The sequence below is a fragment of the Streptomyces sp. AV19 genome (assembly GCF_015999245.1).
GTDB lineage: Bacteria > Actinomycetota > Actinomycetes > Streptomycetales > Streptomycetaceae > Streptomyces.
The window spans coordinates 1-9,338 of the sequence record NZ_JAEAMR010000049.1 but is presented as its reverse complement, the minus strand read 5'-3'; the positions used below and the strand labels follow the sequence as shown (position 1 = coordinate 9,338).

Here is a 9,338-nt window from a genome sequence, read left to right as displayed (position 1 = left end):
TGCGTTGCGGACACGATCGCCCTCACCCGATCAGTGGCCATGCTGAAACAGCTCAGTGACCCGGTCGTTCTCCTCGTCGGCCGCCTTCCGTTCCTTCACCCCGAACTGCTCCGGCCCCGCGCCGCTCTTCCGCCATCCGCAGGATCCGGGGCTGCTCGACCCGGGCCTCAGTACGGGCCCGCAGCTCCTCGGCCAGAAAAGGAATCGCTGTACCCGGCCTGCCCGATGGCGATGCCCCAATAGCGACTCGTTCCCGAACCCACCCCTTGGCGACCGCCCTGGCGATACCGCGGTAAAAAACATCCGCCATCTTGCGGTAGCCGTCATCGTTGGGATGCAGATCGTCACGGAGGTCGTCGGCGGTAACTCGACTCATGTCGACGTACTCGACCTGGAATGCCTTGTCCTGGTAGTCCGTAACCACCTGTGGCACAGCGCTATTGAACCTAGCGATTCTTTCCTGGGTCCTGGGGTCCGCAGAGGGGACCAGGGACGAGACCAGCACGGTTACGCCGGGAGCAGCCACCACAATCTCATTGATCAGCTCGGCGAGCCGTTTGGGTGCCTGGTCTGCTCGGTAGTCGTCGTGCATGTCATTGGTGCCGATGTGGAGCAGCACCACATTGGGCTTGGCCGCCGTCAACCACCTGGCGGTGCGGCCGGTCAGGCCACCGATCTTCCAACCGTAATGCCCCTCGTGCTCACGAACCGGCGCCTCACCGCTCCTTTGCGAGCCGACAAAACGCACATCCTCGCTGTGCGAGGTCAACTGATCCCGCAGATTGGCACGGTACCCGGATCCAGTTGAGCTGCCGGTGCCAAAAGTTATCGAATCACCCAAGGGCATCACTGTCAGCTGTGGAACGGTCCATCCACTCCGTGGGGGGCGCCACCCGTCCGCGATCACCGTACCGAGGGATGGCGCACTGATTCCGATGAGTATTCCTGTCGCCATAATCGCGGTCCACGGATGTCGCAGGCGGGGTACAGGATCATGGGCGAAGCGCGAACGGAACCAGGCTGCAAGGCTTTTGCGCGACCGTGCTGTCATGCTGGTCAAACGAGACGGACTCAAGACGACTACCTTCTATCGGATACGCACGTGAAGACAACCGAAATACCCCTGGATCAGCTATCCATATACGGTCGTGCGCACGTAACTCACATCCATTGACTGTCCGCTCGGCGAAACAAGGTTCCCGTGACATGCATCACTGGTGATGGGTCTGCGTTACTGAGCTTTGAACAGTGGTGTCGGGAAACTGACGGACCTTGATCCCTGCGGTACGCCGCGCCCTCTGCCCCAGAACCCGTACTGCGGCCTCCCCGGCCCCGAGATCCTGCGCACCCTGTCGGAGGACGAGAGGCAAGCCGACGCCGAGCTGTGGCTGCCGGTGGAGCGGGAACAGGGCCGGCCTTCCAAGGGCGCCCGGGGTCCCGCATGTGCGGAGCCCTGGACGCCCTCCCCTGTTTCAACGGGGATCAGGCCGTTTCTTCCCCTCCTGCGTGACCCAGGGAGTGAAGCCCTTCTTGTCCGGCCCTCGGTGACGGCAGCTGCTGAGCTTGCCGTCGGCGCCGAGGACGACCACGACCGGCCTGCCCTCCCCATCGAGGGTCACGCCCGGCGTGCCGAGGTGCGGGACTCCGCTCCGGCTCCAGTCGCCGGGTCTGCCGGGTCCGGCAGCCAGGCGGACGCGGCCTTCGGCGTCCCGGGCGGCCAGAACGGTCGAGGTACGGGTCTGCGCCAGGGCGACCCGGCCGTGACCGCCCACAGTCCGGCACTGGACGGTCTGGCGCCAGCCGCGCCCGGGCCGCCAGTCGGCGATGACCACCCGTGAGGTGCCGGGTTGGCGCGTGGCCAGTCGCACGCCCTCGCCCACCAGGGGAGCGAGAGTGATCGGACCTGTGGCGGCCGGGAGCCGGGTCGGTTCCATCAACCGCGGCTCCGCGCCGGACGTTTCGGCCGTCCAGTGATGGAGCGTCCTGGCGTCGGCCGCGACGATGTGGAGCCTGCCGTGGCCGTCGACGGCGGCGTCGAGTCCGTCCGGCACCATAGTGGACGACCCGGCCGTGGACAGCTGTCGCCAGTCGGTCCAGCCCCGCGGCCCGATGCTGCTGCGGATGCTGAGGCCCCCCGCCCAGGTACGGACGACGACGTGGACCGTGCCTGCCTTGTCCACCACCGCGACGGGGTAGCCCATCTCCATCGAGCGTTGCGGATCGTCCTCGGGTGAACCGAGGCTCCGCCAGGGGCCGAAGGAGGGGGACGAGCCGGCCGGCTTGCCCTCCTGCACCGCGGTGACGACTTCCCGCCGGTGGGGCTCGCCCCGTTCGGGGAGCACCGTGCGTACGGACACCAGCTGCAGTCTGCCGTCGGCCAGGAGCACGGCCTGTACATGGCCCTCGAGCATGGAGCCTCCCACGGCGACGGGCGAGGACCAGGTGCAACTGCCCGGTGCCGTCTCGGTCCAGCAGTGGGCCCTGCCGTCGAAGAGGGCGAAAGCCGTGAGCCGGCCGTCGGGCAGAAGCTGTACCCAGCGCGTGGTCCCGGGGGAACGGTGACGGCAATTGTTGGTCCAGCGGGTGTCCTTGGAACGGCTGCCGACCTTGCGGTCCCCGCAGCCCGCCGGATCACCGCAGCCGACGCCGTCGGCCCATCCGTAGATGTCGAGGAACACCGTCTTGTGCCGGGTGGCACCCGTATCGAGGTTGCTGGGGAGCCGGGACACTTCATAGCCGATATAGCTCTCCACCACCGTCGGCCGCGCGTGCTTGCGTCCCCAGTACTGGGCCAGGGCCGCCTGGACGAAGTGGGCGGAGGCGGTGTGGTCCTGGTGATCGTAGAAGGCCGGGCCCTTCAGCACGGGAGGTACCCGCTCGTAGTGCGGCTGCCGTGGCAGGTGCGTCGGGTTCGGGTCGAGTGTGCGCACCACGGTCGGCCGGTAGCGCTCGAATACGGCGGTCAGTGTGTCGATGACGTTCCGGCGCCCGTACTGGAAAATCCGGGTCACCGGGCTCGCGGCCGGCCTCAGGGTCGGGAGCTGGGGCGTCGCCCCCAGCCATAGCCCTCGCAGGCTCTCCTTGTGCGGACTGCGCATGGACCGCGCCTCGATCAACTCCAGGAAGATCAGCTGGACTTGAGGGGCGGACCGCAGGGTATGAAGCTCGGCTCCGAAATCCTTCAGCAGCGACAGGGTCGAGATGTCCCAGGAGCTGGACGGGTCCCCCGTGGCCATCTTGGCCATCGCCCTGCGCAGTCCGTTGATCCTTGCCCGCACGAATGCGGCGCGCTCCTTGGGCAGTTGCCGGTAACCCGGCTGCTTGGTGAGCGCGTTGCGCCCGTCGGACTCGCCTCCGGTCAGGCAGACCGTGGTCGTCGGGGCTCCGGCGAGAAGGGCCTGTTCCATGTCCGGGTTCATGAAATACAGCGAGTCGTCGGGGTGCGCGATGACGTAGACGAAGGATTCCGAGGCTATCGCCTTGGGGGGCAGGGTCGGCCCCTCGGCATCGTCCTCTTTCCGCGGCACCAGCCACTGCCAGACACCCGTCAGGCTCGTCGTGGCGGCAACGCCACCACCGGCGGCTTGCAGCACCCGGCGCCGCGGTATGTGCTGTGACATGAACTCTCCTCTCCAAGGCGCCGGGAAGCGCAGCATGAAGGCATAGAACGAAATGGCGTCCTGATGCGCCGCCTCTGCGACGGCGTCAGGCTCCGGAAGGTGATGTGCCCGATGCGGAGCTTCTGTCGCGGGACAGCAGTCGCACCCCGGGTTTCTCCACGTACTCGTGCAGGAGCACAGCACCGAGAAGGGACAGCGAGGCGACCAGGCCCATGTGCAGGGTCAGCGGAATACCGACGTGGTGCATCCTGAAGAAATGTCGCGTACTGAAGATCACCATCTCGTGGACGAGATAAAAGGCGAAGGAGATTTCTCCCAGGTACACAATGTAGGGATTCCTGAACGGAGATGGCTCGCCGAGTACGTCGGCACGCGCCGCGGCGGCGATGGTGAGGGTGAAGGGAACGACTGTGCAGGCCGCCCAGTGGAAGTTGTACGGCATGACGTGGACCAGCCCGAAGACGGTCACGGCGCACAGGGCGAGGCTGGACACGAGGCCGGGGCCGCGCCAGGCGCCCCTCTTGACCAAAAGGGCCAGGGAGATACCGACCACGAATTCCGCCAACCGTACCGGCGGCAGGATATACAGCAGGAATTTCGCGTCCCATCCGGTCGCCCGGACGATCCGGCCGGTGAAGAACGGATAGCACGCGACGCACAGGTTTCCGGCGACGACAACTGCCCACAGGCCGCGGGACTTCAACCGCCGAAGGATCGGGATCACAAACGGAAATGTGAAGTAGAAGAGGAATTCACAGCTCAGCGACCAGGAGACGCCGTTGTAGCCGAACCACCAGTCCCGCCGGTTCGGCACCCATGCCTGGATCAGACCGAGGTTGCCTGCCGCGACATCGGGCTGCAGCGTCCGGCCCATCCAGATCAACATGATCACGGCCAGGCAGAAGGTCACCACATGGCTGGGATAGACGCGGATGAAGCGGCGCCACCAGAACCGTCCTGCAGTGTCCTGGGAACGCGCCGACCAGGCAAGGACGAAGCCGGACAGGATGAAGAAGAAGGAGACGGCCGAAGGGCCCGCGTAGGTCAGTTCCTTCAGACGGTATACGTGCCGGGGGATGCCCGACACGGCTTGCTCGTAGGCGAAGTGGTAGCAGAACACAAGGAAGGCCGCGCACCAGCGCAGGCCCGTCAGCGAATCCAGACGCACCCGGGCGGGAGCGGGACGGATACCGGAAGCAGGCTCTGCCACCGGCGGGACCGACGGAGCCGGGGACAGAGCGCTCACCGGCGTCTGTCCTCGGTGGTGGATATGCCGCGCGGGTACGGGGCATGGCGAACAAGCATGAAACTCTCTCTGTTCGTTGTCTGTAAAGGCGAACGAATGCCGGAGCTCAGTGCGTTGGATCCGGCGTCCCGGCGGGCAGCAGGCCGAGAAGCCTGGGTTTGAGTACTGCGAACTCTTCGTGCGTCAGAGTCCCGTTCTCCAGAAGCCTCTCCAGGGACTGAAGGCCACCGATGACCGCCAGCGGTCCGGACGGATGGCTTCCCGGTGGGATGTTCGGCCACCGGATGGCAAGGGTTTCCTCTACGGACTTCTTGAGCTTCTCGAACCCGGACTGTTGTCGGTAGGTGAACAGAAGGGCGTTCTCATCGCCTGCCGCATCCAGCGACTGCCGGCCGAACAATGAACGCTTCTCGTTCCCACCGGCCAGGGAGAACTGGATGAACCCGAGGGCGAAGCGCCCTGCCGGCTTCCAGCGCACCGATCCGAGCTGATGCACAGGAATTCGCTTTTCACCTCTACCGCAGGTCGCCCGGTGAAGCAAACCGTGGTGAACCACGGTGATGAAAAATCCATCGAAACCGATCAGACCACTTCTCCCTTCAACCCACATCTCTCACCACCACTGTTGTCCCTGCCTGTTCGATCGCGAATCCTACGCCCTGGCCTGCCCCTCTCCGGCATGCCATAGAAAAGTCCTAACCGGCTGTAGCAAAGCCTGTCCAGTCAACATCCGACATGTAGCTGTACATTGCAATGCACTGATCAAAAAGCCGCCATGCGCAGGTCATTCACACATGTCTACCGGAGGACGTATATGGGTGTCGTCGATCGTCCGGAACCTCTGTCCGCACATCAGCACCACCGCGAGGACCCCGTGCTCCCGCCCGGCAAAGGCGCGTACGAGCTGCGCAGGGTCCGCCTGACCGCCATCGCCCTCACCCCACTCAACCCACGCCGCACTTTCGGAACGGACGAGGAGCGGACCGTCCTCGGCGAGAGCCTGCGCAAAGCGCAATTGGCGCCGTGCGTCGCCGTCTCGCGCCCCGCCTACCTGAAGCTGTGGCCGGAGCACATCCAGGGCATCGGTGACGCAGACTACGTCCTCATCAACGGCGAGCGCCGGTATCACAGCGCACTCCATGTCGGCCTGGAGGAACTGGACTTCGCAATTCGCGACGACCTTGCCACGTCACGCGAGGACCTCGTCAACTACGTACTGACCGAAAACCTCGAACGCGAGGACTTCGACGTCATGGAGCGGGCACGCGGAGTCCAGCAACTCGTCAACGCATGCGCGGAAAACAGCGCGATCGGCGCCCAGAGCCGAGCGGCCGAACGACTGGGCCGCAACCGCTCCTGGGTGACCAACCAACTCGCCCTTCTCCGGCTCCCTGCCGAGATCCAGGACATGCTCAGCTCCGGAGAGCTGCCCGAACGGGACGGCCGACGACTGGCCCGCCACCACAAGCAGCACCCGGAGCTCAGCACGGCGGACCTCCTCTCCCACTGGAAGGTCACCAGGCCCCGACGCGAGAGGACACCGCGGGAACTGCCCAGCCCACGGACCGCACCGGCAGACTCGGCCCACCCCGAGCGCCCGTTGCCCACGGACAACACGACGCTGGTTCCCCTCATGACGGCCGGGCAGCCCCGCACCACCCGCCCGGGCATCCCGCATTCGGTCGTCCCCGCTGCCGCGCTGCTGGTCCGGAGGCTTGGCACAACCCCCCGCGACCAGGCCAGAACCCTGGCCGCCGGCCTCGATGCCCGCAGCCTCAGAGAGCTCTTCGAAGCGCTGCGTCGACACCTGTGAACCTTCGACGCGCGTTGACCGCGGACAACGCCCGTCATGCGCCCATGTCCAACGCCTCCGGCTGCTGAGCCGCTGCTGATAACAGCTGGGGCCCACCACATGCGAGTGGCGGGCCCCGGCAGCCTTACGATCCCGCGCACGGCCGGCCCGTGGCGCGTCAGCCCCTCGATCGCTGGATGGCGTCCCTTGCCGTGATGTAGCCGATCACAGTCAGGGAGTGTGCCGGGGGCGCGTGCCGACGAGCGGCCCCCAGCTCGCCCTTCGCTGTTCAGCCCCGGAAGCCGCATGTGCGAACAGGTGCCCAACGGGCCCCTCTTCCGGGCGATCGGTCCTCGCCGACCACAACCCATGTCCGACAATCGGACGTGTGCTGATCCCCTCGTTGGCCATCATGTTCGGCACCGCCCTGGCCGTCTGCCTGACCGCCTTCCTCCTGCGCCGTCACAAGGGAGGCAGAACCTCCGATCTGCCCAAGGGCGTTGAGATGGCGATCGGCGCGGTCAGCGGACTCTTCGTGTTCTCCTTCGCCTTCCTGGCCGTCAACGCCCAGGGCCAGCTCGACACGGCCCGTAAGGCCACTCTCGCCGAGGCCGGCGCGCTCAAGGACGTCTATTTCCTCGCACGGGGTCTGCCACCGAGCGGACGTGACGACGTCCGACAGCGCGTCGTCGCCTACACGCGGTCGGTCATCTCCGCCGAGTGGCCCGCCATGCACCAAGGACATGCGGACGAAGCCACCGTGCGCGGCCTCGACCAATTGCGTGCGGCTCTGTACCGCATACCGGTCACGGATGAGGACTCCCGGGCGACACGCGCCGAAGCATCGCAGCGCCTCCAGGACGTGTACGTGGCCAGGAGGGAAAGGCTGGCGCAGAAGGACGCGGAAGTCCCGCCGCCGATCCTTTCCCTCATGGTCGGATCCGGCGTCGTCACCCTGGTGTTCTTCGCCCTCTTCGGCAAACCCACCGGCCGGACGCACTACTTTCTCCTCGGCGTCGGGGCAGCGGGTTTCGCCTACATGATCTACCTCGTCCTCGCGCTCAATCATCCCTATGCCGGAGGAGTCAGCATCGGCCCGGCCGCCTACGAGGAGGCGCTCCAGCGCTACGGCCAACTGGCCCTCTGACAGCCGGTTCTACCTGCCGGGTGTCGTGACGCCCGGGCGGGACCGACGCCTTGCCGCCCAGGCGCTCCGCCTTCTTCAGGAGATCGGGCGAGGGCAGGCCCGGGTGAACTCGTCGTGCCCGATCATCGTGGACTCCCACTCGGCGGCGGGTGTGGTGTCACGCGTCAGCAGCCACTGGGTGTTGGCGCGTTCCCCGCCCTCGCGGAAATACCGACCGCTCCAGGTCGTGTTCGAGTGGGCGTTGCGGAACTCGTTGCGCCACGAGACGGTCCAGCCGAACGTGGTGCCTTCACCGCCGCCCGCGGACGCCGTGTCCAGACGACCGGCCAGGACGTACTGGCGCTCGGTGTTGCCCACCGCCGATTCGTACGTCCCGCTCGGCGTGCCGTCCTCGGCGACCTTCAGTTTCATGACGAAACCAGCTGGTTGTGGCGGACACCGGCGATGCTCCCGGCCTTCGGAACATGTCTCGCGGGCTCCACGCCGTCGGGGCCCGCAGAGGCGGTCACGGTCGGTCCGGCGACCGCCGGCACGAGCGGCTGACGCGATCATCGATTCCGTAAGCGGGACGGAATCAGCGGGCTTACGGGAATACTCATCGGGCGGGAGAACTCTCTTCGGTTTCGTACGTACCACCCGATTCCGGCATTTCAGCAGACGATAGCGAACCGCGCAGAGGACAGGGAAGCGAAGTACGCCGGGGAGTACGGCACTTCCGCGCTCGAAAGGCCCGTTGAGCAGCAGCCGGAACGCGGCCGGCCCAACCCGTGCGGCAGCACCGCGACATCGCCCGGCCCGTCCGGACCGGATGCCGGCCACCTGTCGCTGCGCCACGGGATCACCCCTCCACGGCTGCACCATCGACCGATGCGGCGCCGGCCGACAGGCAGCGTGGACCGTGTGGACGCCGCAGCCGCCCGGCATCAGCCGAACGTCCGATCCCCGCTCGGACGCCGTCACTCACAGGGACGGAGACATCCACCCACATCGGTGACAGCGCGACCCCGGCACCCCGCTCCGGCGCGACCTGCAGGAACCTGCCCCCCAGGCACGCCGCTCCAGGGGCACCCCCGGTGCCAGTGCAATGCCCGTAGCCCCGAGCCGCCGCGCGGAGCCACCGCGCGGGGGAACGCGTCGGACGGGCCCACGAGGCCCGCAGGGAGGTAGGCCGCTCATGGCACTTTCTTTCGCGCAAAGGGTGTTCAGCTTCAGGAATCTCAACGGTACGCAGATCCGCAGTCAAACCGCCAACGTCACGTTTGCGACTCCGGTCCGCGTGGCCAATGTCGCCTTGCAGGACATCAATCTGGCCTTCTCGGGGAATGTCGACCACCACCTGCAACGGCATCTGGTGCAAGTGACGTCCAGGATCGCCAGCAGCACTGTGGTCGAGGTCACCGTGAATGTCCAGCTTCGTGACGTGAACGGTGACGACACCTTCGAAGCCGACGTGACCGTCCTTGTCATCGCCGATCTCACCTAGTGTCGCGTGATCCATGTGGTGTCACTTGAGGCTGGTCGGCTCGTTGAGCC

General features: G+C 66.4%; 8 protein-coding genes and 1 pseudogene. 4 read left to right on the top strand and 5 right to left on the bottom strand.

From position 1 onward, the window contains the following. Positions 1–52: 52 nt before the first annotated feature. Entirely contained in the window at positions 53–841 is a 789-nt protein-coding gene (locus I5Q34_RS32980; protein WP_199896182.1) for an SGNH/GDSL hydrolase family protein, read from the bottom strand. 460 nt (positions 842–1,301) lie between these two features. Between I5Q34_RS32980 and I5Q34_RS35350 the strand changes: the two are divergent. Then, positions 1,302–1,409 (top strand): annotated as a pseudogene (locus tag I5Q34_RS35350) (AraC family transcriptional regulator); the annotation flags it as partial. Positions 1,410–1,472: 63 nt separating this feature from the next. On the opposite strand, the gene I5Q34_RS32975 reads toward I5Q34_RS35350, so the two are convergent. From I5Q34_RS32975 to I5Q34_RS32965, 3 genes are all read right to left on the bottom strand, one after another. Next, positions 1,473–3,620, bottom strand: a complete 2,148-nt coding sequence (locus tag I5Q34_RS32975) for a PIG-L family deacetylase (protein ID WP_199896181.1) — start codon at positions 3,618–3,620, stop codon at positions 1,473–1,475. 85 nt (positions 3,621–3,705) lie between these two features. Then, positions 3,706–4,866, bottom strand: coding sequence for an acyltransferase (locus I5Q34_RS32970; protein ID WP_199896180.1), 1,161 nt, complete (start codon positions 4,864–4,866; stop codon positions 3,706–3,708). Positions 4,867–4,972: 106 nt separating this feature from the next. Continuing rightward, positions 4,973–5,476, bottom strand: a complete 504-nt coding sequence (locus tag I5Q34_RS32965; RefSeq protein ID WP_199896179.1) for a DUF4429 domain-containing protein — start codon at positions 5,474–5,476, stop codon at positions 4,973–4,975. A 204-nt stretch (positions 5,477–5,680) separates the two neighbouring features. Between I5Q34_RS32965 and I5Q34_RS32960 the strand changes: the two genes are divergently transcribed. Continuing rightward, positions 5,681–6,679 carry a ParB/RepB/Spo0J family partition protein gene (locus I5Q34_RS32960; protein WP_199896178.1) on the top strand — a complete coding sequence of 333 codons (999 nt, stop codon included), beginning with the start codon at positions 5,681–5,683 and terminating at the stop codon, positions 6,677–6,679. Positions 6,680–7,046: 367 nt separating this feature from the next. Continuing rightward, complete coding sequence (locus I5Q34_RS32955; protein ID WP_199896177.1) at positions 7,047–7,805, top strand: DUF4239 domain-containing protein; 759 nt, start codon at positions 7,047–7,049, stop codon at positions 7,803–7,805. Positions 7,806–7,880: 75 nt separating this feature from the next. Here I5Q34_RS32955 and I5Q34_RS32950 read toward each other — a convergent pair whose 3' ends face one another. Beyond that, complete coding sequence (locus I5Q34_RS32950; RefSeq protein ID WP_199896176.1) at positions 7,881–8,216, bottom strand: avidin/streptavidin family protein; 336 nt, start codon at positions 8,214–8,216, stop codon at positions 7,881–7,883. 763 nt (positions 8,217–8,979) lie between these two features. Between I5Q34_RS32950 and I5Q34_RS32945 the strand changes: the two genes are divergently transcribed. Then, entirely contained in the window at positions 8,980–9,288 is a 309-nt protein-coding gene (locus tag I5Q34_RS32945) for a hypothetical protein (RefSeq protein ID WP_199896175.1), read from the top strand. Positions 9,289–9,338: the final 50 nt, after the last annotated feature.